The organism is Pseudomonas congelans, assembly GCF_900103225.1.
GTDB classification, from domain to species: domain Bacteria; phylum Pseudomonadota; class Gammaproteobacteria; order Pseudomonadales; family Pseudomonadaceae; genus Aquipseudomonas; species Aquipseudomonas congelans.
On the sequence record NZ_FNJH01000003.1, the window covers coordinates 461,704 to 486,600 of the forward strand.

General features: G+C 58.5%; 20 protein-coding genes. All 20 read left to right on the top strand.

The features are described 5' to 3' along the window. The first annotated feature begins 27 nt into the window (after positions 1 to 27). Complete coding sequence (locus BLR20_RS13455; RefSeq protein ID WP_054994003.1) at positions 28 to 3,603, top strand: glycosyltransferase; 3,576 nt, start codon at positions 28 to 30, stop codon at positions 3,601 to 3,603. A gap of 115 nt (positions 3,604 to 3,718) precedes the next feature. After that, positions 3,719 to 6,628, top strand: a complete 2,910-nt coding sequence (locus BLR20_RS13460; protein WP_054994004.1) for a TIGR00180 family glycosyltransferase — start codon at positions 3,719 to 3,721, stop codon at positions 6,626 to 6,628. A 307-nt stretch (positions 6,629 to 6,935) separates the two neighbouring features. Continuing rightward, positions 6,936 to 7,862 carry a ketoacyl-ACP synthase III gene (locus BLR20_RS13465; protein ID WP_010428021.1) on the top strand — a complete coding sequence of 309 codons (927 nt, stop codon included), beginning with the start codon at positions 6,936 to 6,938 and terminating at the stop codon, positions 7,860 to 7,862. Between the two features lie 330 nt (positions 7,863 to 8,192). Continuing rightward, complete coding sequence (locus BLR20_RS13470; protein WP_010428019.1) at positions 8,193 to 9,041, top strand: flagellin domain-containing protein; 849 nt, start codon at positions 8,193 to 8,195, stop codon at positions 9,039 to 9,041. Between the two features lie 72 nt (positions 9,042 to 9,113). Beyond that, the gene (locus BLR20_RS13475; protein ID WP_010428017.1) at positions 9,114 to 9,506 is read left to right on the top strand and encodes a flagellar protein FlaG; all 393 of its coding nucleotides are present in this window, start codon (positions 9,114 to 9,116) and stop codon (positions 9,504 to 9,506) included. Between the two features lie 83 nt (positions 9,507 to 9,589). Further along, complete coding sequence (gene fliD / locus BLR20_RS13480; protein ID WP_010428015.1) at positions 9,590 to 11,074, top strand: flagellar filament capping protein FliD; 1,485 nt, start codon at positions 9,590 to 9,592, stop codon at positions 11,072 to 11,074. Positions 11,075 to 11,197: 123 nt separating this feature from the next. Further along, a complete protein-coding gene (gene fliS, locus BLR20_RS13485) occupies positions 11,198 to 11,587 on the top strand; it encodes a flagellar export chaperone FliS (RefSeq protein WP_010428014.1) in 390 nt (129 codons plus the stop codon). Positions 11,588 to 11,611: 24 nt separating this feature from the next. Next, positions 11,612 to 11,908 (top strand): flagellar protein FliT, encoded by a 297-nt coding sequence (gene fliT / locus BLR20_RS13490; RefSeq protein WP_010428012.1) that lies wholly within the window; start codon positions 11,612 to 11,614, stop codon positions 11,906 to 11,908. Positions 11,909 to 12,085: 177 nt separating this feature from the next. Continuing rightward, a complete protein-coding gene (gene fleQ, locus BLR20_RS13495) occupies positions 12,086 to 13,561 on the top strand; it encodes a transcriptional regulator FleQ (RefSeq protein WP_010428010.1) in 1,476 nt (491 codons plus the stop codon). A gap of 122 nt (positions 13,562 to 13,683) precedes the next feature. Further along, positions 13,684 to 14,898 (top strand): sensor histidine kinase, encoded by a 1,215-nt coding sequence (locus BLR20_RS13500; RefSeq protein WP_054994005.1) that lies wholly within the window; start codon positions 13,684 to 13,686, stop codon positions 14,896 to 14,898. Then, on the top strand, positions 14,898 to 16,313 hold the full coding sequence (locus BLR20_RS13505; protein WP_054994006.1) for a sigma-54-dependent transcriptional regulator: 1,416 nt from the start codon (positions 14,898 to 14,900) through the stop codon (positions 16,311 to 16,313). The genes BLR20_RS13500 and BLR20_RS13505 overlap by 1 nt, the downstream gene beginning before the upstream one ends. Positions 16,314 to 16,555: 242 nt before the next feature. Further along, the gene (gene fliE, locus BLR20_RS13510) at positions 16,556 to 16,885 is read left to right on the top strand and encodes a flagellar hook-basal body complex protein FliE (protein ID WP_003344011.1); all 330 of its coding nucleotides are present in this window, start codon (positions 16,556 to 16,558) and stop codon (positions 16,883 to 16,885) included. A 15-nt stretch (positions 16,886 to 16,900) separates the two neighbouring features. Next, entirely contained in the window at positions 16,901 to 18,685 is a 1,785-nt protein-coding gene (gene fliF, locus BLR20_RS13515; protein WP_032611911.1) for a flagellar basal-body MS-ring/collar protein FliF, read from the top strand. Beyond that, a complete protein-coding gene (gene fliG, locus BLR20_RS13520; protein ID WP_010428004.1) occupies positions 18,678 to 19,694 on the top strand; it encodes a flagellar motor switch protein FliG in 1,017 nt (338 codons plus the stop codon). Before fliF ends, fliG begins: the two co-directional genes overlap by 8 nt. A gap of 15 nt (positions 19,695 to 19,709) precedes the next feature. Continuing rightward, positions 19,710 to 20,528, top strand: a complete 819-nt coding sequence (fliH, locus tag BLR20_RS13525) for a flagellar assembly protein FliH (RefSeq protein ID WP_054994007.1) — start codon at positions 19,710 to 19,712, stop codon at positions 20,526 to 20,528. Further along, positions 20,518 to 21,876 carry a flagellar protein export ATPase FliI gene (gene fliI / locus BLR20_RS13530; RefSeq protein ID WP_010428000.1) on the top strand — a complete coding sequence of 453 codons (1,359 nt, stop codon included), beginning with the start codon at positions 20,518 to 20,520 and terminating at the stop codon, positions 21,874 to 21,876. Before fliH ends, fliI begins: the two co-directional genes overlap by 11 nt. A gap of 6 nt (positions 21,877 to 21,882) precedes the next feature. After that, positions 21,883 to 22,332 (top strand): flagellar export protein FliJ, encoded by a 450-nt coding sequence (gene fliJ, locus BLR20_RS13535; protein ID WP_010427998.1) that lies wholly within the window; start codon positions 21,883 to 21,885, stop codon positions 22,330 to 22,332. An 84-nt stretch (positions 22,333 to 22,416) separates the two neighbouring features. Next, positions 22,417 to 22,764 carry an STAS domain-containing protein gene (locus tag BLR20_RS13540; protein WP_010427997.1) on the top strand — a complete coding sequence of 116 codons (348 nt, stop codon included), beginning with the start codon at positions 22,417 to 22,419 and terminating at the stop codon, positions 22,762 to 22,764. Continuing rightward, positions 22,724 to 24,430 (top strand): fused response regulator/phosphatase, encoded by a 1,707-nt coding sequence (locus BLR20_RS13545; RefSeq protein ID WP_054994008.1) that lies wholly within the window; start codon positions 22,724 to 22,726, stop codon positions 24,428 to 24,430. Before BLR20_RS13540 ends, BLR20_RS13545 begins: the two co-directional genes overlap by 41 nt. 34 nt (positions 24,431 to 24,464) lie before the next feature. Next, the gene (locus BLR20_RS13550) at positions 24,465 to 24,821 is read left to right on the top strand and encodes an Hpt domain-containing protein (protein ID WP_032611905.1); all 357 of its coding nucleotides are present in this window, start codon (positions 24,465 to 24,467) and stop codon (positions 24,819 to 24,821) included. Positions 24,822 to 24,897 lie beyond the last annotated feature (76 nt).

Below are 24,897 nucleotides of genomic sequence, written 5' to 3' on the forward strand. Positions count from 1 at the left end.
CTCTCCACCGCTCACGAGTCTGCACCAGTGAATTCAGCTCCCCTTGTCAGTATCGTCATTCCCGCCTTCAATCCACGGTTCTTCCGCGATGCGTTGCAAAGTGCGCTGAACCAGGTTTACGACAATCTCGAAATCATCGTCTGTGACGATTGCCGTACCAATGAGATTAAAACGATTTTTGACGAGCTGGTCCCTCTGGGGAGCGACCGTGCGCGTTACGTAAGCAACCCTCAGCGCCTCGGTTTTCAGGGCAATCTGCTCAAATGCCTGGAAGAGGCTGCTGGCGAGTACATCAAGTTTCTCTGCGATGACGATCGCCTCTACACCTGGTGCGTCGCGCATCAGGCGCAGACCCTTGATGCCTACAAAGATGTTCAGTTGGTGGTCAGCAAACGCCATCTGGTGGATATCGACGATTATGTATTGCCCGCGCGCATGGAAAACGTCGGTCTGGTGCCCTACGACGCTGTGTTCAAGGGTGAGGACATGCTGGCGATTTTCGAGCGGACGCCGCGCAATTACCTGGGCGGTTTCAGCGGTGCGCTGATGCGCCGCGCCGATGTGCTGGAATACCTGCCGTCCCTCGCAGTGCCGGGGCAGGGCTTTGTCGCGCTGCTGGATTTCACGTTGTTTATCTGCCTGCTGCGTCGCGGCAATCTCATCGTGCTGCACAACGTCGAGAGTACCGAGCGACTGTATCCCGGGCGCTTCAGCAGTCAGGTGGATATGCTTCAAAAGGCCACCACCGAACGGGGCTGGCTGAACGAAATGCTCAAGGCACGCAGCGGCGAAGATGCACCTGCGCAGGGTTGGGTGCGTTTCCTGCCGTTACGCAGTGCAATGGAAGAACCGCGCGAGTGGGACGAAGTCGGTCTCTACGGGGTGATGGCCGGGCGTCAAGGCATCATGATGAGTCGGGTCGGCAGCAACAGTGAAAGCTATGCCGAGCTTTACGCTGAATGGTTGTCCTGCCGACGGTTTTCCGTCCCGCAAAAGAAGCTGCTTGAGCAACGCATTGGCAGTTGGGCCTGGCAGCCGCGCATCGTCCCGGTGATCATCGATCCTGACGGTGACGCCGAAGGCCTCGACATCACCTTGCGCAGCATTGCCGAACAGGATTACCTCGCCGACTCGGTGGTGGTACTCACCAATGCCAGCGTCGATGACCCGCAAGTGCTGCGCTTTTCCCTGCAGCCGGACTGGTCGCAGCAGTTGAACGAAGTCTTGCCGTTGCTGGACAGCGCCGACTGGGTTTATCTACTGCGTGCCGGCGACCGGTTGACTCAGTCCGCGTTGCTGGTATTGGCTGAGCGTGTCGCCCAGACCTCCGGGCTGTTGTGTGTCTACAGCGATGAAGGGGCACTGGTCGACGACGAGTCCAGAGAGCCGATTTTCAAGCCTGGTTTCAATCTGGATTTGCTGCGTGCTTATCCTTACGTCGGGCGCGCGCTGGCGTTCGAACGCCGCAATCTGCTCGACATGGGCGGTTTCGATCCGGCTCACGACGAGCTGGCCCCGCACGACGTTATCTGGCGTCTGGTCGAGGGTGCCGGTCCGCAGACTATCGAGCACATTGCCGAAGTGCAGGTCGAATCCCGCCTGGCGTTTGCCGACTGGCTGTCACTGCCGCAGGTCATTGAACACAACGAGTCGGTGGTATCGGCCCACCTGACACGTATCGGCAGGGAGCATGTAATTCACCATGATCAGTTGCCGTTGCTGAACCGCATCGAGTACGTTCATCCGTCGCTGCCGCTGGTGTCGATCATCATCACCGCCAGGGATCAGTTGGGCGATCTGGAGCGCTGCGTCGACAGCCTGCTGAGCAACACGACCTACACGAATTACGAAGTCTTGATCGTCGACAACGCCAGTGAAGGTGCCGATGCCCAGGCATGGTTCGCGGCAATGAGCCAGCTGGGGAGCGACAAACTGCGGATTTTCTCGTTGTCTGAAGCTGGCAGCGAAGCCTCGGCCCAGAACCATGCTGCGCGGCAAGCAAGGGGCGACTACCTGCTGATGCTCAGCCCGCATGCCATGATTCATCAAGCCGACTGGCTGCAAGGGATGCTCAACCATGCCCAGCGCCCGGAAGTCGGCATCGTCGGGCCGCGTATCCTCAATCCGCAAGGCACTATTCTGTACGCCGGCATGGTCATGGGCATGGACGGCCTGGCGGGTCGACCCTTCATCAATTTCCCGGCAAGTGCGAGCGGCTACATGCAGCGTCTGCAGTTGACGCAGAACTGGAGCGCGGTCAGTGGCAATTGCCTGATGGTGCGCAAGGACGTGTTCGACAGCGCGGGCGAGATGGAGGCTGCGACCTTCACTCAAGGCTTGCAGGATCTGGACCTGTGCATGCGCGTCGGGCGCGAGGGCTATCTGATTGTGGGTACGCCGGATTCGTCGCTGCTACTGGCCGAGCCCGCTGCCGCTGAGCGTAACGAGGCGTCTCGTCAGGTACTCGATAACGAGCAGAAGTCATTCTTCCAGAAATGGCTGCCGAAGATGGCGAGGGATCAGGCGTACAACCCCAACCTGCATCTCAATGAAGTGCTGTCGTTCTCCCTTGACCCTGGTCTGCTGGCAGGCTGGAACCCTTTCTGCACCCGTCATCTGCCTTCCATCCTGGGCATGGCGGTCAACTCTTCGGCAGTCGGCCATTACCGCGTCAGCCAGCCGCTGCTGGAATTGATGAGCGCCGGGCGGGTGGTTGGCCGAATGACTTATGAAACGGCAACGCCGGTCGAGATAGAGCGCCAGTCGCCAGATGTCATTGTTTTTCAGGGCCGCTATACCGAAGCAAAAGTCCCGGATATAGAAATGGCAAAGAACTATTCCAGTGCCATGCGCATTTTCGAGCTCGACGATTACATTGCCGATGTCCCCGAGCGAAACGAGCACAAGCGCAACATGCCCGACAATATCGCCGCCATGCTGCGCAAGGGCATAGGCCTGTGTGACCGTGTGGTGGTATCGACCCACCCGCTGGCCGAAGTGCTGTCTACCATGCACACCGATATCCGGGTGGTGCCGAACATGCTGGCGACCCATCTGTGGAGCAACCTCAGAAGTCAGCGCCGCAGTTCTGGCAAGCCGCGTATCGGTTGGGGGGGCGGTACCAGCCATCGCGGTGATCTGGAGCTGATTGTCGACGTGGTGCGCGAACTGGCCGACGAAGTTGAGTGGGTGTTCTTCGGCATGTGCCCTGATTTGCTCAAGCCCTACATCCACGAGTTCCATTCGGCGGTCAGCCTGAAGACCTACCCAGCCAAGCTCGCCAGCCTGAACCTCGATCTGGCGCTGGCGCCGCTGGAATTCCACATCTTCAACGACTGCAAGAGCAACCTCAGGCTGCTGGAATACGGCGCATGTGGTTACCCGGTCATCTGTTCCGACACCGAAGCTTACCGCGGTCATCTGCCAGCCACCCGCGTGTACACCAACAGCTCTGAAGAATGGTTGCAGGCAATCCGCATGCACTTGTCCGACCCCAATGCCAGCTACCGCATGGGCGACGAACTGCGCGAGACGGTGTTACGCGACTTCATGCTGCGCGGCGAAAACCTGCAATATTGGGCCAACGGCTGGTTGCCGGACTGATCCCGTTCGTTTGAACATGCACCAGCGGCTTGCTCGCGGGTGCCGCCACGCTACGCTCCTGCTTCAACGCCCATTGCGGGTTGAAGGCGCAATCGATTCGTTATAAGGAAAGATCATGCAAAGCCATTCGGGAAATGAACACACTGCGCTGAATCAGCGTCTGACCCTGTTGCTGATGGCCAAGGACCAGCCTGATTTCCTGCGTCGCGCGTTGAAGTATTACAGCAGCTTTCCGTGCAACGTGGTGGTGGTCGACGCATCGGCTCAGCCTGATGCAGAGATCGCTGGTGCGTCTGGTCTGCATTACGTGCAGAGCGCCGAATGGGCGAACAGCAACCACAGCGCCAGGATCGCCGAAGGTCTCAAACAGGTGACCACACCCTTCGTGGTGCAGGCTCCGGTGGACAGTTTCCTGTTGCCGGATGCGCTGACCGCTGCCTTGAGTTTTCTTGAAGCTAACCCGGCTTACGGCGCTTGTCAGGGTTATAGCCTGAGCTATCAGGCGCAGGTCAATCAGGTGGACTATTTCCGTCGCGACCGCAAAATCTGCGAAGACTATGCGTCAGACGATGTCGGCGAGCGGGTGCTGAGTTTCATGAGCGAAGGCCTGTCGCTGTTCAGTGCCGTGACCCGCACTGAACTGGCGCAGCAGTGGTTCGCTTCGGTTGCCGAAGGCACCGAGCCGCACTGGCAGGAAATAGGCCACATGAACTACCTGGTTGCCGCTGCACGCCTGCGCATCCTGCCAATTCCGTATGCGTTGCACTTCACGCCGGGCAAGGACGCGGAGCTACGCCACGGTGCGGCCATTGCCGCAGCGGTCAAGCACAGTGACCCCAAAGCCAGAGCGGCCCGCGAGTCGTTTGCCGAGGGGATGATCGCGCTGATCGGCGAAGGCTCGGGTCTCGAAGGCGTGCAGGGCGTGCAAAAGATCCTCGCCGGGCTCGCCGCCATGGCTGAGCGCCTCAAGACACAGGGCTTTCAGGGCGATGAAAAAATCATCAGCGCGGTCTGGAATGTTGCCCTTGAGCAGTCCGATGCGCTGTTCGAGCCTCGCCAGTTCGTCGAGATGCCGTTTTACAACCAGCCGCTGTTCGATGAGCTGGCCAGAATCGAATTCCTCATCCATGTCATGCCGGCAGGCCGCTTGCAGATGGAAGGGCTTGAGGCAGCACTGCTCAAACAGGCGGAGTTACTGCGTGAGCAAAGCAATCCGGATGCTGAGCCGAAACTCAGTCGTCTGTGGTACGCCTACGAAACCTACGCCTTCAACCTTGGTGTCGTGCAGAGTCTGGTTAAAGAGCTTGGCCACAGCAAGGACGACAAGGACAGCGAGAAGCAGATCGAGCTTCTTTCGGCCTGGTCCCGGCGCCTGCAGGCCGCTTCCGGTTTCGACAACGGTCGACTGCTCGACGGTATGGCGTCCGGCCGGCTGCTCAACTGGCTCGATTCGCGTGATCCGACACCTGAAGCGTTCAAGAAAATCAGTGAGAAACTCGCCAATAAACCGGCCGGGTCGCAGATCGGTATTTTGCTGCTGGATCTGGAAGCCGACATATTCAAGCTGCAGGCGACGTTCGACAGCCTGATCAACAGTCATTACAAGGCCTTCAAGGTGGTGGTGTTTACTACCGGAGAACTGCCGGCAGTGACCACGCCGCACAACACCCTGCATTTCGTGAAGGTCACCGAAAGCAATTACGTGGACAGGATCAATCAGGTCGTCAAGCAGTCACCCAGCGACTGGCTGATGCTGGCGCAGGTCGGTGAAGAGTTCACCCGCAGCGGTCTGCTGCTGGCCAGTGCCGAGTTGGTCGACGCAGCACAGTGCCGGGCTGTCGCGGTAGACGAGATTCAGCGTCAAGCCAATGGCACGCTGGCCCCGGTGTTCCGTCCCGGTTTCAATCTGGACTTGCTGCAAAGCCTGCCGACCCTGATGGCGCGGCATTGGCTGATTCGTCGTGACCTGCTGGTCGAGGCGGGTGGTTATTCGCGCGAATTCCCCAAAGCACTGGAGTTCGACCTGTTGTTGCGCTTGATCGAGGAGGGCGGCATGAGCGGTCTTGCTCATCTGAGCGAACCGGTGCTGATCTGCGACGCGCCAGAGCTGGAAGACAATCCGGACGAACAGAAAGCGCTCAAACGCCACCTTGGCAAGCGCGGTTATCAGGCAGAAATCAGCTCGGCACAGCCTGGCACTTACAAGATCGATTATCGCCACGCCCATCGGCCGGTGGTCTCGATTCTGCTGCACAGCCAGGACAACCTGGCGGAGCTGCAACGCTGTCTGCAAAGCATCCTGCAACGGACCCGCTATCCGCGTTACGAAGTACTGATCGGCGACAATGCCAGCACGTCTGCCGAACTGTCGACCTGGCTCGACAGGCAAGAGCAGGTTTCGGGTCGCGTGCGTGTGTTCCGCGCCGAGCAGCGCATGAGCCCGGCAGCGCTGTGCAATCTGATCAGCCAGGAAGCCACCGGCGAATACCTTGTGCTGGTGGATGCGCAAAGCCAGATCGTCAATGTCGGCTGGATCGAATCACTGCTCAATCAGGCGCAACGTCCGGAAGTGGGCGTGGTAGGCGTCAAGCTGGTGGATGGCGAAGGCGCCGTGACTCAGGCGGGTCTGGTGCTGGGACTGAATGGCTGCGTGGGTTCGGGCTTTGTCGGCGAGCCGAAGACGTCCACCGGTTACATGCAGCGCCTGGTGGTCGAGCAGAATTATTCTGCCGTGTCATCGGCCTGCCTGATGATCGCCAAAGAGCTTTACAACGGAGTGGGCGGTCTGGATGAAGAGGCTTTCGCCGAGGCGCTCGGCGATGTCGACCTGTGCCTCAAGACTGCGCAGGCAGGTTATCTGACTGTATGGACGCCGCATGTGCAGGTGGTGCATTCCGGCGTGGTGCATGCTCCGCAGCAGGCGCGCGATGCACTTATGGACAAGTGGTCAGCGCAGTTCGCGCAGGATGAGGCCTACAACGTCAATCTGGGTCTCGACGGCCAGGGCTTCACTCTAGCTGGATGAGTCGTCCACCCTCGTAAAACCGGCTGCTTCGCGGCCGGTTTGTCGCCTGGAAGGCCTCTTCGCAGGGGACCGTTGGCCAGGATCAAGTGCAGATTCCTTCGACGCAAATTTTCGTAAAGCAGGCAGACGGGAGTGACCTGCGGGTCATAAAGTGCATCTCCACTGTATTGTTTTACAGGGAGCGACATGCGCCTGACTTGCTTTAACCTGCCAAGCGCCCTGAAAATGTCCGTAAATCACCCCTATTCGGTAGCGCCCCGATTTCATCGGGACGAAAAATGACCTGTTTACTCATCGGGAAGCCATGATGATTGGCATTAAAAGCATAGCGAGTTACGTGCCTGTTGCAGGTGTTGATAACTACGCTCAAGGCGCCAAATTCGGCAAGGATGAAGAATTCATCCTTGGGAAAATCGGCTCCACCTTCCTGCCGCGCAAAGACGCCGGCCAGGAAACCTCGGATCTGTGCGTTGAGGCAGCCAACACGTTGTTCGCCAATAACCCGCAGCTCAAGCGCGACAGCATCGATGTGCTGATCGTCGTCACTCAGAACGGTGACGAGGAGGGGCTGCCGCATACTGCAGCCATCGTTCAGGACAAGCTGGGGCTGTCGACCAACGTTGCTGCATTCGACATATCGCTGGGCTGTTCCGGCTATGTGTATGGCATTTATGCGATCAAGGGCTTCATGGAAGCGGCAGGCTTGAAAAATGGCCTGTTGATCACTGCCGACCCGTATTCGAAAATTGTCGATCAGGAAGATCGCAACACCACCATGCTGTTCGGTGACGCGGCGACGGCCACCTGGATGGGTGAGGACGCGGAATGGCAGCTGGGCAAGGCGAAATTCGGTACCGATGGTTCCGGAGCGCCACACCTCAAGGTCAGCAACGGCGTTTTCTTCATGAACGGTCGCCAAGTGTTCAATTTCGCACTGTTGAAAGTGCCAGCGCATCTGCACGAGCTATTGGCCGAGTCTGATCTGACCCCTGACGATATCGATGCCTTCTGTATCCACCAGGGCAGTGCCGCCATCGTCGACGCTGTCGCGCGCCGTTTCGAAGACAAGCCCGAGAAGTTTCTCAAGGACATGGTCGAGACCGGCAATACCGTTTCGTCCAGCATTCCGCTGCTGATTGAAAAGCACGTACTGGGCTCTTCGTGGAAGCGCGTCGCCTTGAGTGGTTTTGGTGTGGGGCTGTCCTGGGGCTCCGCCATTATCTATAAAGGCTGAATGCATACAGCCTGATTAAAGAACGCCTGTGGATTTATGCCCCAGGCGTTTTTAAATTAAACAGTGATCCACGTCACACTTTGAACTTCGCTACGCTACGCCCTCGCTTGATCCCTCTTTCTGTTGTTGATGAATTTCTCTCTTTCCAGTCGCGTGATTATGGCCTAAGCCCTTGTTTTATAAGGGGTGGCCGTGTGATGGCAAAATATTAAAAAAAAACGCTCAAGCAACCTGCCATTGCGACGATAACTATTACGAAGGTTCTCTAGGCACACCCGGCGCTTGCAGGGGCCGGAAGCCACGTAGTACCAAACCAACGAGGAATTCATCATGGCTTTAACAGTAAACACCAACGTAGCATCGTTGAACGTCCAGAAGAACCTGGGTCGCGCCTCCGACGCTCTTTCGACCTCGATGACTCGTCTGTCTTCCGGTCTGAAAATCAACAGCGCTAAAGATGACGCTGCTGGCCTGCAAATCGCTACCAAGATCACTTCGCAGATCCGCGGTCAGACAATGGCGATCAAAAACGCCAACGACGGTATGTCCCTTGCTCAGACCGCTGAAGGCGCGCTGCAAGAGTCGACCAACATTCTGCAGCGTATGCGTGAACTGGCTGTTCAGTCGCGAAACGACAGCAACAGCTCTACCGACCGTGACGCGCTGAACAAAGAATTCACCGCGATGAGTTCGGAACTGACCCGTATCTCTCAAAGTACCAACCTGAACGGCAAGAACCTGCTCGACGGTTCTGCCAGCACCATGACTTTCCAGGTTGGTTCCAACTCTGGCGCGTCGAACCAGATCACTTTGACTCTGAGCGCAAGCTTTGACGCAAACACCCTGGGTGTCGGTTCGGCCATCTCGATCGCCGGTTCTGACAGTGCCGCTGCAGAGGCTGCTTTCTCTGGCGCAATGGCCGCTATCGACTCGGCTCTGCAGACCATCAACTCCACCCGTGCTGACCTCGGTGCTTCGCAAAACCGTCTGACCAGCACCATCTCCAACTTGCAGAACATCAACGAAAACGCCAGTGCTGCACTGGGTCGCGTACAAGATACCGACTTCGCTGCTGAAACTGCACAGCTGACCAAGCAACAGACCCTGCAACAGGCTTCCACCTCTGTTCTGGCTCAGGCTAACCAGCTGCCATCCGCTGTACTGAAACTGCTTCAGTAATATCGGCATGAGTTTTAGCGGGGGAGTGCTTGATAGCGCTCTCTCGCTTTTTTACTTTCGGAGGTGATGGTCATGGATATGAGTGTGAAACTGAACTTGTCTTATCCGGCCGTTCAGCCGGCGAGCCAGGCCCCTGTGCCCGACACGTCAGTTGACAAGCCTGCCGACACGCCATCAGTCAAGCGTGTTGCCGCCACGGCGGAAAGTAAAGGCTCCGATCTGCACAAGGATGATTCCAATGACGATGCTAAAGTCAAAGCCGCGGCAGAGGACATCCAGAAATTTTTTCATTCGGTCAAACGCAATCTCGAGTTTTCGATCGACGAAGATTCTGGCAAAGTCATTGTCAAAGTGATTGCGAGTGATTCTGGTGAAGTGGTTCGACAAATTCCTAATGCAGAAATCCTGAAACTGGCCGATAGCCTGAGTGATGCGAACAGTTTGTTGTTCCGCGCCAGAGCCTGATCACCGGTACGGTATGTGTTGTCGGGTCATTCGCCTTTTGAAAGGGCGGCAAACCCCGCAGCATTCTTGAAGGGAGAAGCACCATGGCAAGTCCTATTACATCTACAAATGGTATTGGTTCCGGTCTGGCTATCGGCGCCATCGTCGAAGGCCTCGTAGGTGCCGAGAAGGCGCCCAAGCAAAACCAGATCGACAAGCAGACCGCCTCTACCACTGCATCACTTTCGGGTGTCAGTCAGCTGACGTCGGCACTGGCTGCATTCCAGAAAACACTGGACACTCTGGCCAGCTCCACCACGCCTGCCTTCCAGGGCTTTGCTGCGACGTCTGCCAACGAAGCGGTAGTCAAGGCAACTGCCAGCAACACTGCGGTCAACGGTACGTATGCTATTAACATCAGCAAGCTGGCAACACCTTCAAAGGTTGCTACTGCCTCGCTGAGTTCGACGCAGGCGAGTGCCATTCCGAGTGGTACCCTGAAAATCACTCAGAATGGCACTGATTATGATGTGAAGATCGACAATACCTCGACGTTGACGGAAGTGCGCGACAAGATCAACTCGACGCTCCAGGGTAAAGGCATCACAGCCAACATTATCAACGATAACAACGGCTCCAGGCTGGTGTTCAGCTCGACGACCACCGGCGCGGGCAGTGACATCTCTGTCGTAGGCGGTTCCGGTCAGGAAGCGCTGAATATCGATGGTACAAAGCTGATGAGCGCCACCAGTACCGGTAATGACGCCAACGGCAAGCCGATTGGTGGTGCCGGCGCGATCACTGCAATTGCCGGCGATGCGGAGTTCACGGTCGATGGTCTGAGTCTGACCAGCAAGACCAATACCGTGAGCACGGCAATTTCCGGTCTCACCTTCGAACTGGTCGCACCTAGCGCGTCCTCTGCTGCTTCGGCATCGACCACGGTCACGGTAGCCACCAACACCGATGGCCTGAAGACGTCCTTGCAGTCCTTCGTCGACTCCTACAACACGCTGGTGACGCTGGTTTCGTCCCTGACCAAGGGCACTACCGACAGTGAGGGCAACTACAAGGCCGCTGCGCTGACCGGCGACTCCACGCCGCGTGGGTTGCTGGCAACAATACGCGACCAGATTTCAACGGCTACGTCGAATGCGGGTCTCAGCTCCCTGGCGCAATTGGGGATCAAGACTCAGCAGGCTGACGGTAAGTTGTCGTTGAACACGGCTGAATTGACCACAGCATTGAGTGACAAGAAGCTGGGCAGTCAGATCCAGGCGATGTTTACCGGTACGACAAAAGCCGATGGCACCAACAATTCGGATGGCTTGATTTCGCGCATGAACAAGGCGCTTCTGCCCTATACGAAGGCTGACGGCGTTTTGGCCACCAAGACAACCAGCCTCAATAAAATACAGGCACGTACAGCCAGTGATCAGGAGGCCCTCAACCGTCGTATCGAGAGTCTGACGGCAACCCTGACCAAGAAATACAACGCCATGGACCTGGTCGTTGGGCAGCTCAAGGCGACCGCTAGCAGTATCACGTCGATCTTTGAGGCGATGAACGCCCAGAAAAACGCTTCGTAAGTTCTTTTTACCGAAGTGCCAAGAACCCGACCCTGTGTCGGGTTCTTGCTTTTGGGCTAAAGTTTCCGGGCACTGCGTCGATAGCTTGAGTATCAGTATTCTGGATTTGTTACGAGGCCCATTATGAATCCGATGTTAGCGTTGCGGCAGTATCAGAAAATCGGCGCCCAGGCTCAGACCTCGGAAGCCAGCCCTCATCGTCTGGTGCAGATGTTGATGGAGGGCGGTCTCGACCGCATCGCTCAGGCCAAGGGCGCCATGGCCCGCAAGGATATCGCCAACAAGGGCGTGTTCATCAGCAAGGCCATCGGCATCGTCGGTGGGCTGCGTGAGGGCCTGGATCTGGAAAATACGCCCAGCGACGCGCTGGTCAGGCAGGACAGCCTCTATCACTACATGATGACGCGCCTGGCGGAAGCCAACGCTCGCAATGATCAGAAGATACTCGATGAAGTCGCCGGTCTGCTGATCACCGTCAAGGAAGGCTGGGACGCTATAGGCACCGTGCAATAATCTGCTGGCCTGAGGAGAACAATAATGAGTGCTGCGCTCAAGCGTATCGAAGAAACACGGGAAGCCTTGGTAGGAGCGCTGGCCGAGCGTGACTGGGAGGCTATCGTCAAGCTTGACCTTGCGTGTCGCGAGTGTGTCGACGCGGTGGTCAGTGAAGCGCCCGATGACGAACCTGCACTGCGCAGCAACCTTGAGGAGCTATTGGGTGTCTACAGGCAACTGATTGATGTTGCAACCGGTGCGCGTCAAGCGGTTGTCGAAGAAATGACTCAAATCCAGAATGCGAAGAGCGCGACGAAGGTATACCATCTGTTTGGTTAATGTTTAATTGTCATTTTTATTGTTCGATAAGAATTTCGCCATAAATTTGACTGTGTTCGTTTTTTTGACTTAACTAGTGATGTTTACTATTTTCTGGCGTCTCATGGTTTATACAGCTGAGAAGCCAAGCTGCCCCCCAATCATGGGCATTGAGTTGACTAGGGAAGTTGCTATTGCATGTGGCGTGAAATCAAGATTCTGCTAATCGATGACGATAGCCAGCGCCGCCGGGATCTGGCGGTGATCCTGAATTTTCTTGGCGAAGAAAATCTCTCCTGTTCCAGTCAGGACTGGCAGCAGGTGGTCGGCTCTCTGGCGTCTTCGCGAGAAGTGCTATGCGTACTGGTCGGTAGCGTAAACGCGCCGGGCAGCCTGCAAGGGCTCCTTAAGACCATCGCAGCATGGGATGAGTTCCTTCCCGTGCTGCTGATGAGCGAAAATTCTTCTGTCGAGCTGCCCGAGGATTTGCGCAGGCGAGTCCTCTCCGCACTCGAAATGCCACCCAGCTATAGCAAGCTGCTCGACTCGTTGCACCGTGCCCAGGTTTATCGCGAGATGTACGACCAGGCCCGTGAGCGCGGTCGTCATCGTGAGCCGAACCTGTTCCGCAGTCTGGTAGGTACCAGCCGCGCGATTCAGCACGTCCGGCAGATGATGCAGCAGGTCGCCGACACCGATGCCAGCGTACTGATCCTTGGCGAGTCCGGGACCGGCAAGGAAGTGGTTGCGCGTAACCTGCACTATCACTCCAAGCGTCGTGATGCGCCGTTCGTACCGGTCAACTGCGGTGCCATTCCGGCTGAACTGCTCGAGAGCGAGCTGTTCGGACACGAGAAGGGCGCGTTTACCGGCGCGATCACCAGCCGTGCCGGCCGCTTCGAGCTGGCCAACGGCGGTACATTGTTCCTTGACGAAATCGGCGACATGCCGCTGCCGATGCAGGTCAAGCTTTTGCGCGTCCTGCAGGAACGCACTTTTGAGCGTGTGGGCAGCAACAAGACGCAGAGCATTGATGTGCGAATCATCGCCGCGACGCACAAGAACCTCGAGACCATGATCGAGCTGGGCAGCTTCCGCGAAGATCTTTACTACCGTCTCAATGTGTTCCCGATCGAAATGGCGCCGTTGCGCGAGCGTGTCGAAGACATCCCGCTGTTGATGAACGAATTGATTTCGCGGATGGAGCACGAGAAGCGCGGTTCGATTCGCTTCAACTCCGCGGCCATCATGTCGCTGTGTCGCCACGCCTGGCCGGGCAACGTTCGTGAGCTGGCCAACCTCGTCGAGCGCATGGCGATCATGCACCCGTATGGCGTGATCGGCGTGGCCGAGCTGCCCAAGAAGTTTCGCTATGTCGACGATGAAGACGAGCAGATGGTCGACAGCATGCGCAGCGAGATCGAAGAGCGTGTAGCGATCAACAGCAACACGCCGAACTTCGCTTCCGGCGCGATGCTGCCGCCCGAAGGGCTCGATCTGAAGGACTACCTCGGTGGTCTGGAGCAGGGCCTGATTCAGCAGGCGCTCGACGATGCCAACGGTATCGTTGCCCGCGCTGCCGAGCGCTTGCGTATTCGTCGTACCACGCTGGTCGAGAAGATGCGCAAGTACGGTATGAGCCGTCGCGAGGGCGATGAACAGGCAGATGATTGACGCCGGTTTTTTGTGCCAAAAACCAAGCCCCTGATTTTTCAGGGGTTTTTTTTAGGCACGGGGATTGCTAAGTCTCTCTTAACACACCGTTTACTGACGGTTCGCCACGAGAGAGATGAATCATGTCCCAGGCCGCCCAACTGACTTCCGCCCTATCTGTTCAGGCTCAGTACTCCCCGGAGCTGGAAAGTCGTCAGGGGCTTGAGCAGGCATTCTCGCTGTTCAATCAAATGTCGGAGCAACTGACCGATTCCTATGGCTTGCTTGAAGCGCGTGTCACCGAACTCAAGGGCGAGCTGGCTTATGCCGGAGCCCAGCGCCTTCAAGAGCTGGCGGAAAAGGAACGCCTGGCCAATCGCCTGCAGAATCTGCTCGATCTGCTGCCCGGCGGAGTAATCGTCATTGATGGCATGGGCGTCGTGCGCGAGGCCAATCCCGCTGCCATCGATCTGCTCGGGCAGCCGCTGCTGGGCATGCTCTGGCGGCACGTGATCAGCCGTTGCTTCGCACCCCGCGAGGACGATGGCCACGAAGTCTCGCTCAAGGATGGCCGCAGGCTTTCCATTGCCACGCGCTCGCTGGATGCCGAGCCGGGGCAACTGGTGTTGCTCAATGACCTGACCGAAACCCGTCATCTCCAGGAACAGCTGGCCCGTCACGAGCGCCTGTCTTCGCTGGGTCGTATGGTTGCTTCTCTGGCGCATCAGATTCGTACGCCGCTGTCGGCCGCCATGATTTACGCCAGCCATTTGACCGAGCAGGAGCTGCCGGTGGAAACCCAGCAGCGTTTCGCCGCGCGGCTCAAGGATCGTCTGCATGAGCTGGAGCATCAGGTTCGCGACATGCTGGTGTTCGCCCGGGGCGAGCTGCCGCTGACAGATCGCCTGACGCCCGGGGCTCTGTTTCAGGCGCTGCAGAATGCTGCTGCGACGCATGTTCAGGGTGTGTCAGTGCGCTGGCAGTGCGACAGTATCGATGGCGAGCTGCTGTGCAATCGCGACACATTGGTCGGTGCACTGCTCAATCTGATTGAAAACGCCGTCCAGGCCAGCGCGGGCCGGACGCTGCTGAAAATTCACGCCTACAGCCGCGGCAATGTACTGCGGATCTGCTTCAGCGATAACGGCAGCGGCATTGACAAGGCCGGGCTGGCGCGCATCGGTGAGCCGTTCTTTACCACCAAGACCACCGGCACAGGGCTTGGTCTGGCCGTGGTGACAGCGGTGTCGCGTGCGCATCAGGGGCGCGTCCATTATTTGTCGCGGGTCGGCCGTGGTACCTGCGCCATTATCAGTCTGCCGTTGATCCCGGCTTCCAGTCCGACAGGTAATAACTGATGCCGATCAATGTGCTGCTGGTCGAGGATGACCGTTCGCTCCGGGAAGCGCTTGGGGAAACCCTCGAGCTGGCCGGTTATGGCTATCAGGCGGTCGGTTCCGCCGAAGAAGCGCTGGTAGCTGCCGAGGCGCAGCCATTCAGTCTGGTGATCAGTGACGTCAACATGCCGGGCATGGACGGCCACCAGTTGCTGAGTCTGTTACGCAGTCGTCATCCGCAATTGCCGGTGCTGCTGATGACCGCGCACGGCGCGGTCGAGCGCGCGGTCGATGCCATGCGCCAGGGAGCTGCGGATTACCTGGTCAAACCCTTCGAGCCCAAGGCACTGATCGCGCTGGTTGGACGGCATGCATTGGGTCGTCTGGAGCCTGCCGAGCGCGACGGACCGATTGCCGTCGAACCTGCCAGTATCCAGTTGCTGAACCTGGCCAGCCGCGTGGCGAAAAGCGACTCCACCGTGCTGATTTCCGGCGAATCCGGGACCGGTAAAGAGGTTCTGGCGCGGTTCATTCATCAAAACTCGCCGCGTGCCGATAAGCCTTTTATTGCGATCAACTGTGCAGCGATTCCGGACAATATGCTGGAAGCCACGTTATTCGGTCATGAAAAGGGTTCGTTTACCGGTGCCATAGCGGCGCAGGCTGGCAAGTTCGAACAGGCGGACGGCGGGACGATCCTGCTGGACGAGATTTCCGAGATGCCTCTGGGGCTGCAAGCCAAATTGCTGCGTGTACTGCAGGAGCGCGAAGTCGAACGCGTGGGAGCGCGCAAGCCGATCGTTCTGGACATTCGCGTAGTGGCAACCACCAACCGCGATTTGGCAGGTGAAGTGGCGGCGGGGCGCTTTCGTGAAGACCTGTTTTATCGCCTGTCGGTATTTCCACTGGCATGGCAGGCGTTGCGTCAAAGGACTGCCGATATTCTGCCGTTGGCCGAGCGGCTGCTGGCCAAGCACGTCAATAAAATGAAGCACGCGCCGGTTCGTCTTTCCGCCGAAGCGCAGCAGTGTCTGGTGAGCTATCCGTGGCCCGGCAACGTGCGGGAGCTGGATAACGCTGTGCAGCGCGCCTTGATTCTGCAGCAGGGCGGGGTAATTCAGGCGCAGGACTTCTGTCTGTCCGGGCCGGTCACCAGCCTGCCCGTTGCTGCGCCCGTTGAGGCTGTAGCGGCTATGACTGTCACAACCGTGGCGGAGAATGCCGGTGCCGGCGTAAGTCCGGAATCTGCCGGCGCACTGGGCGATGACCTCAGGCGTCACGAGTTTCAGATGATCATCGATACCCTGCGTTCTGAACGGGGACGTCGCAAGGAGGCTGCGGAGCGCCTGGGTATCAGCCCGCGTACATTGCGTTACAAGCTGGCGCAGATGCGTGACGCCGGAATGGATGTGGAAGCCTATCTGTTTGCCACATGAACACGGAACGCTGATCGCTACTCCCGATCAGCGGTCACTGAATAATTTTTGCTGTGATGCAAACCTGAAATTACCCGGCGCCCAGTAAATACGGGCAGTCCGGCGTGACCTCGTGTCAAGCGACATGATGCATTCATGCGGTGTGGCAAATCGCCGCCATCTAGCTGGCATCGTTGTTGCTATACCTTCTGTACCCGCTGAATCAGTGTCAAAAATTTGCGGGCCTTACGAGAGATATGTCCATGAGCCAAGGTGTTGAATTTAATCGCTTGATGTTGGATATGCGGGCCATGCAGATGGATGCGATGTCTGCACCCAAGCCCGTGTCCGGTGCGCAGGAAGCCGGTGCCAGCAGCTTCGCTGACATGCTTGGGCAAGCCGTCAACAAGGTCGCGCAGACCCAGCAGGCGTCCAGTCAGTTGGCCAATGCATTTGAAGTCGGCAAGAGCGGCGTGGATCTGACCGACGTCATGATTTCGTCGCAGAAAGCCAGCGTGTCTTTTCAGGCGTTGACCCAGGTACGTAACAAGCTGGTTCAAGCTTATCAAGACATCATGCAGATGCCGGTTTAAGGGACGTACTGAGTCATGGCCGAAGCAGCTGCTGATACCGTTCCTGCAAGAGCGGACGCTTCCGAAAGAAAACCGTTGTTCGGTATGTCTTTTCTGGAAAATCTTTCCGAAATGACCATGCTGCGTCAGATCGGCCTTATGGTCGGTCTTGCCGCGAGCGTGGCCATCGGCTTCGCCGTGGTGCTCTGGTCCCAGCAGCCTGACTACCGTCCGCTGTATGGCAGTCTGGCCGGCATGGACAGCAAGCAGATCATGGACACCCTGACTGCGGCGAACATCAACTACACCGTCGAGCCGAACTCCGGTGCGCTGTTGGTGAAGTCCGATGACGTGCAGCGTGCGCGTATCCAGCTGGCGCAGGCGGGTGTGGTACAGAACGACGCCAACATCGGCTTCGAAATCCTCGACAAGGATCAGGGCCTGGGCACCAGTCAGTTCATGGAAGCCACGCGTTATCGTCGTGGCCTGGAAGGTGAACTGGCGCGTACCATTTCTGCGCTGAACAACGTCAAGGGTGCCCGTGTGCACCTGGCCATTCCGAAAAGCTCGGTGTTCGTCCGCGACGACCGCAAGCCAAGCGCTTCTGTACTGGTCGAGCTGTACGCCGGTCGTTCGCTGGAGCCAAGTCAGGTCATGGCCATCATTAACCTGGTGGCCACCAGTGTTCCCGAGCTAAGCAAGTCGCAGATTACTGTCGTCGACCAGAAGGGCGCTCTGCTTTCCGATCAGGCGGAAAACTCCGAACTGACCATGGCCGGCAAGCAGTTCGACTACAGCCGTCGCATGGAAAGCATGCTGACCCAGCGCGTGCAGAACATTCTGCAGCCGATTCTGGGCAATGACCGCTATAAGGCCGAAGTCTCGGCAGTGGTTGATTTCAGCGCTGTCGAATCGACTGCCGAAAGCTTCAACCCTGACCAGCCTGCCTTGCGTAGTGAGCAGTCGGTCAATGAACAACGCTCCAGCAGCTCAAGCTCGGGCGGCGTTCCAGGGGCGCTGAGCAACCAGCCGCCCGGCCCGGCAACGGCTCCGCAAACTGCAGGAGGTGGTGCTGCCGGTGCCGCCGGTCCTATCGCTCCAGGCCAGCCCCTGCTGGACGCCAATGGTCAGCAGATCATGGACCCGGCAACCGGTCAGCCCGCGTTGGCGCCATACCCGGCCGACAAGCGCGTGCAATCGACCAAGAACTTTGAGCTGGACCGTTCGATCAGTCACACCAAGCAGCAGCAGGGCCGTCTGACCCGTCTTTCGGTCGCGGTAGTGGTCGATGACATGGTCAAGACCAACGCGGCCAATGGTGAAGTCACCCGTGCTCCGTGGAGCGCGGCGGATCTGGCTCGCTTCACGCGTCTGGTACAGGATGCCGTCGGTTTTGACGCCAGCCGCGGTGACAGTGTCAGCGTGATCAACGTGCCGTTCTCCAGCGAACGCGCTGAAGTGCTGCCTGAAGCGTCGTTCTATTCGCAACCCTGGTTCTGGGACATCGTCAAGCAGGCTGTTGGCGTTATCTTCATCCTGATCCTGGTGTTCGGTGTACTGCGCCCGGTGTTGAACAACATCACCAACGGCAAGCGCAAGGAACTGGCAGGCTTCGGTGGCGACGCCGAACTGGGTGGCATGGGCGGTCTGGACGGCGAACTGTCCAACGATCGCGTAAGCCTGGGCGGCCCGCAGAGCATTCTGCTGCCGAGCCCGACCGAAGGCTATGACGCACAGCTGAATGCAATCAAGAGTTTGGTGGCTGAGGATCCTGGCCGTGTGGCTCAGGTTGTGAAAGAGTGGATCAACACTGATGAATGAACGAGCCATGGTAGCCAAACTCTCCAAAGTTGAAAAAGCGGCTGTACTGTTGCTCTCGCTGGGCGAAACCGATGCGGCCCAGGTGCTCCGGCACATGGGCCCCAAGGAAGTCCAGAAAGTGGGCGTAGCGATGGCGCAGATGCGCAATGTGCATCGCGAGCAGGTCGAAGAGGTGATGAGCGAGTTCGTCGACATCGTCGGCGATCAGACCAGCCTTGGCGTCGGTTCCGACGGCTATATACGCAAGATGCTGACCCAGGCACTGGGCGAGGACAAGGCCAACGGCCTGATCGACCGGATCCTGCTGGGTGGCAATACCAGCGGTCTGGACAGCCTCAAGTGGATGGAGCCACGTGCCGTTGCCGACGTGATCCGTTTCGAGCACCCGCAGATTCAGGCTATCGTGGTTGCCTATCTCGACGCCGACCAGGCGGGCGAAGTGCTTGGGCATTTCGACCACAAGGTCCGTCTGGATATCATCCTGCGCGTTTCTTCGCTCAACACCGTACAGCCAGCGGCTCTCAAGGAACTGAACCAGATTCTCGAGAAGCAGTTCTCCGGTAACGCCAACACGTCGCGTACCACACTGGGTGGTATCAAGCGTGCGGCCGATATCATGAACTTCCTCGATAGCTCCATCGAAGGCGCACTCATGGACTCGATTCGCGAGGTCGACGAAGACCTTTCGGTACAGATCGAAGACCTCATGTTCGTCTTCAACAATCTTTCCGACGTGGACGATCGCGGTATCCAGGCGCTGCTGCGCGAAGTATCCTCGGACGTGCTGGTACTCGCGCTCAAGGGCTCGGACGAAGCGATCAAGGAAAAAATCTTCAAGAACATGTCCAAGCGTGCCTCCGAGCTGCTGCGCGACGACCTGGAAGCAAAAGGTCCGGTACGTGTCAGCGATGTGGAAACCGCCCAGAAAGAAATCCTCACCATTGCGCGTCGTATGGCCGAGGCCGGCGAGATCGTACTCGGTGGCAAGGGTGGCGAGGAAATGATCTAAGGATTCAGCCGACTCATGTCCAGTTCCAATAAAGAATCGGCCAGCGACCTCATTCGCGCCAAGGACGCCGGGCTGCTCGACATCTGGTCGCTGCCCAGCTTCGATCCACATGTGGAGCCCGAACCTGAACCGGAGCCCGAGCTGGTCGACGAACCGGCCGAGATGGAAGAAGTGCCGCTGGAGGAAGTCCAGCCACTGACCCTGGAAGAGCTGGAAAGCATCCGCCAGGAAGCCTGGAACGAAGGCTTTGCCACGGGCGAAAAAGAAGGCTTTCACAGCACCCAGCTCAAGGTCCGACAAGAGGCTGAAGTCGTGCTTGCCGCGAAGGTCGCCAGCCTCGAGCAACTGATGGGGCACCTGCTGGAACCCATTGCCGAGCAGGACACCCAGATCGAAAAGGCTGTCATTCACCTGGTCGAGCACATCGCGCGCAAGGTGATTCAGCGCGAGCTGGTCACTGATTCCGGGCAGATCGCCAGCGTCCTGCGCGATGCACTCAAGCTATTGCCGATGGGCGCGCAGAATCTGCGAATCTTCATAAACCCTCAGGACTTTCTGCTGGTCAAGGCCATGCGTGAACGTCACGAAGAGTCGTGGAAAATCGTCGAAGACGAAGACCTGCTGCCGGGCGGTTGCCGGATCGAAACCGAGCATAGCCGTATCGACGCCAGCGTCGAGACACGCATCGCCCTGGCAATTTCCAAGATGCACGACCAGTTGCACGAACAGTTGACCCATCCTGCGGCGGCCGATCTGAGTGTTGATCTGGAGGCCTCGCCAGGTAAAGCGCCCAACGCTGACCATTCTGACGCGGACACGCTCGATGCGCCTTGATCGCACCAGTTTTGGCAAGCGCCTCGGTTCCTATGCCGAGTCGATCAGCCTGCCAGCCCAGCCCGTAGTGGAAGGCCGTCTGCTGCGCATGGTGGGTCTGACGCTTGAGGCCGAGGGCCTGCGCGCGGCAATGGGCAGCCGGTGTGTGGTCATCAATGACGACAGTCATCATCCGGTGGAAGTCGAAGCCGAAGTAATGGGGTTTTCGGGCGGCAAGGTGTTTCTGATGCCGGTCGGCAGCGTGGCCGGCATCGCACCTGGCGCGCGCGTCGTGCCGCTGGCCGATACCGGTCGCCTGCCGATGGGCATGAGTATGCTGGGCCGGGTGCTTGATGGTGCCGGGCGCCCGCTGGATGGTCGCTCGCCGATCAAGGCCGAGGACTGGGTGCCGATGGATGGCCCGACCATCAACCCGCTCAAGCGTGACCCTATCAGTCAGCCGCTGGATGTCGGCATTCGGTGCATCAACGGTTTGTTGACGGTGGGCCGCGGTCAGCGTCTCGGGCTGTTTGCCGGTACTGGTGTGGGCAAGAGTGTGCTGCTCGGCATGATGACGCGCTTCACCGAGGCGGACATCATCGTCGTCGGCCTGATCGGTGAGCGGGGCCGTGAGGTCAAGGAGTTCATCGAGCACATCCTCGGCGAGGAGGGCCTGAAGCGTTCTGTGGTCGTCGCGTCGCCAGCCGATGATGCGCCACTGATGCGTTTGCGTGCCGCGATGTACTGCACGCGAATCGCCGAATACTTTCGTGACAAGGGCAAGAATGTCCTGTTGCTGATGGACTCCCTGACACGTTTTGCTCAGGCTCAGCGTGAAATCGCGCTGGCCATTGGCGAGCCGCCAGCCACCAAGGGCTATCCGCCTTCGGTGTTCGCCCGTTTGCCCAAGCTGGTGGAGCGCGCCGGCAATGCCGAGGCAGGCGGTGGTTCGATCACCGCGTTTTACACGGTGCTGTCTGAGGGTGATGACCAGCAGGACCCGATTGCCGACTCGGCGCGTGGTGTACTCGACGGTCACATCGTGCTGTCCCGGCGTCTGGCCGAAGAGGGGCATTACCCGGCCATTGATATTGAAGCGTCCATCAGCCGGGTCATGCCCGCAGTGGTCAGCCCCGAGCACATGGCGCGTGCGCAGCATTTCAAACAGTTGTGGTCGCGCTATCAGCAGACCCGCGATCTCATCAGTGTGGGTGCCTATGTAGCGGGCGGCGATCGCGAGACGGACATGGCCATTGCGCTGCATCCGGTACTGGTGCGCTACCAGCGTCAGGGGCTGCGTGACAATGAAAGCATGCAAGGCAGCAGCGAGGCGCTGGCGTCGATCTTCGCACCGGCTCCTGGCGGCTGATAAGCCATGGCCCAGAGTCGAGCGGCGCGTCTGGCGCCGGTGGTCGAGATGGCAGAAGCTGCCGAGCGAACGGCCGCCCAGCGCCTTGGGCACTTCCAGGGGCAGGTCAACCTTGCCAACAACAAGCTGCAGGAGCTTGACCAGTTTCGTCAGGATTATCAGCAGCAATGGTTGGAGCGCGGCAGCGCCGGGGTTTCCGGACAATGGCTGCTGGGTTATCAACGCTTTCTCAGTCAGCTCGATGTTGCGGTTGCACAGCAATACAAAAGTCTCGAATGGCACAAGGCCAACCTGGATCGGGCGCGCAGCGCCTGGCAGGATTGCTACGCGCGGGTAGAGGGCTTGCGCAAGCTGGTGCAGCGGTACATGGACGAGGCGCGCAGGCTGGAGGACAAGCGTGAGCAGAAATTGCTCGACGAATTGTCGCAGCGCCTGCCTCGCCATGAACAATTCTGACGTTTGACTCAATCAGACCCGCAGTGATCTCTCTGGCTGGTCTACGCTATCAATGTCTCGGTGATGAAACACCTCGAGGTTCCCATGACTGTCACTTCCGAACGTTCTGCCGATGGCCAGACACTGACCCTTTATATCGAAGGGCGCTTCGATTTCAACTCCCACCAGGCATTTCGCACTGCCTATGAGGACTACCCGCAATCACTGAGCTACGTGGTCGACCTGCGCGGTACTCATTACCTGGACAGTTCTGCGCTGGGGATGCTGTTGCTGCTGCGCGATCACGCCGGAGGTGACAAGGCACTGGTGCGCCTGGTCAACTGCACGCCTGATGTGCTGAAGATTCTGGCCATTTCCAATTTCTCGAAGCTGTTCGAATTGAGCATACCCAGTGCAGCCAGCCCCGAAAAAACTGTGCATTCTCATCGCTGATGACAGCGCCAGCGACCGGCTGCTGCTTTCAACTATCGTCGCGCGCCAGGGGCACCGGGTCCTCTGCGCGGGCAATGGTGTGGAAGCGGTGGCCATTTTCACGGCTGAAAGCCCGCAGTTGATTCTGATGGACGCCATGATGCCGGTCATGGATGGCTTCGAGGCGGCGCGAAGGATCAAGGCGATGACCGGCGAATCGCTGGTGCCGATCATCTTCCTGACCTCGCTCACCGAAGGCGAAGCGCTTGCACGCTGCCTGGACGCCGGTGGCGACGATTTCATGTCCAAGCCTTACAACCCGCTGGTATTGGCCGCCAAGATCAATGCCATGAACCGTCTGCGGGTATTGCACGAAACCGTCCGCCAGCAGCGTGACCAGATCGCCAGGCACCATGAGTACCTGCTCAATGAGCAGCGCGTCGCCAAGGCGGTGTTCGATCAGATCGCCCATGCGGGTTGCCTGGGGGCCAGCAATATCCGCTACCTGCAGTCGCCCTACGCGCTGTTCAACGGCGACCTGATGCTGGCCGCTTACACACCCGCCGGGCACATGCAGGTGCTGCTCGGGGATTTCACCGGACATGGCTTGCCGGCTGCCGTCGGCGCGATGCCACTTGCAGAAGTGTTCTACGGCATGACAGCCAAGGGCTATGGCCTGGTTGAAATCCTCCGTGAAATGAACGCCAAGCTCAAGCGCATCCTTCCGGTCGACATGTTTTGCTGTGCCACGCTGCTGTGTATCAATCTGCCGCAGCGGCAGGTCGAGGTCTGGAGTGGTGGCTTGCCGGACGGCTACCTGTTGCGCGGCGCGCAGGGCGAGCATGTGCCGCTGACCTCGAATCATCTACCGTTGGGCGTGTTGAGCGTCGATGCCTTCGATGCGCGCACCGACGTGTATCCGTTGGCACCGGGTGATCGCATATTTCTGTTGTCCGACGGCGTGCTCGACACCAGCAACAGCCAGGACGAGCTGTTCGGTGCGCAGCGTCTGCGACAGGTTCTGTCTGCCAATCGCGAGCCGCAGTTACTGATCGAAGAGATCCTCGAGGCACTCAACGAATTTGGCGGCAAGGCGCGTGACGATGTCAGCCTGCTGGAAGTCAGCGCTGTCGAGGCGCCGCTGGAGAGCCTGCCTGCCATGATGTATTCGGACAGCGGCGCATCCAGCCCGCTGGACTGGTCGGCCAGCTTCGAGTTTCGTGCCTCGACCCTCAAACGTTTCAACCCGCTGCCTTATGTACTGCAATTGCTGCTGGAGGTTCATGGTCTCCGTAATCAGGGCGCTGCGCTGCATATGGTGCTCGGCGAGCTGTACAGCAATGCGCTGGAGCATGGTGTATTAGGGTTGGATTCGACACTCAAGCACGATGCCGCAGGTTTCGGGCTTTATTATCAGCAGCGGGCAGAGCGTCTCGACAGCCTGCATTCTGGCTTCATCCGGGTGACCCTGCAGGTTGAAACGGTCGCGGAGGGCGGTCGGCTGACCCTCGGCGTCGAGGACAGCGGCCAGGGGTTTGATGTGGAAAAGGCCCGGATGCAGACGCCTGCCAGTAACGAACTGTATGGGCGCGGACTGAATCTGGTCTGTGAATTGAGCCGCAAGGCCAGGTGGTCTAGGGACGGCAGGACCGCCTGCGTGGAATTTTCCTGGGAGGGAGTGGCATAATCCCCGCCTGGAGTCTTGATCAAGGAGTGAACAAGTGTCGATTCATCTGGATTACAGCGTATTGAATGCCTTGCAGGAGGTCATGGAGGACGAATATCCGACCTTGCTGGATGTTTTTCTCAAGGATTCCGAGCAGCGTATCGCGCAGCTGCGTCTGGCTGTCGGGGCCTGCCATCCTGATTTTCAGGAGTTGAGCCTTACCGCTCACAGTTTCAAGGGCAGCAGCAGCAACATGGGCGCCTTGCAGCTTTCAGAGCTGTGTCGTCAGCTTGAAGAGCAGGCCCGGCGGCAGCAGTTCGCAGGTCTTGCAGAACTGATTGGCACCATCGACAGCGAATACATGACGATTCGCGGGCTGTTCAAGTCCGAGCTGCAGCTGTTCGTCAGCTGAGTCTTGAGAACCACCCCCTCTATTCCCGCTGTGGGAACTCATTAAAAGATTGGCCCGCATATTGCTAGCTATTTAA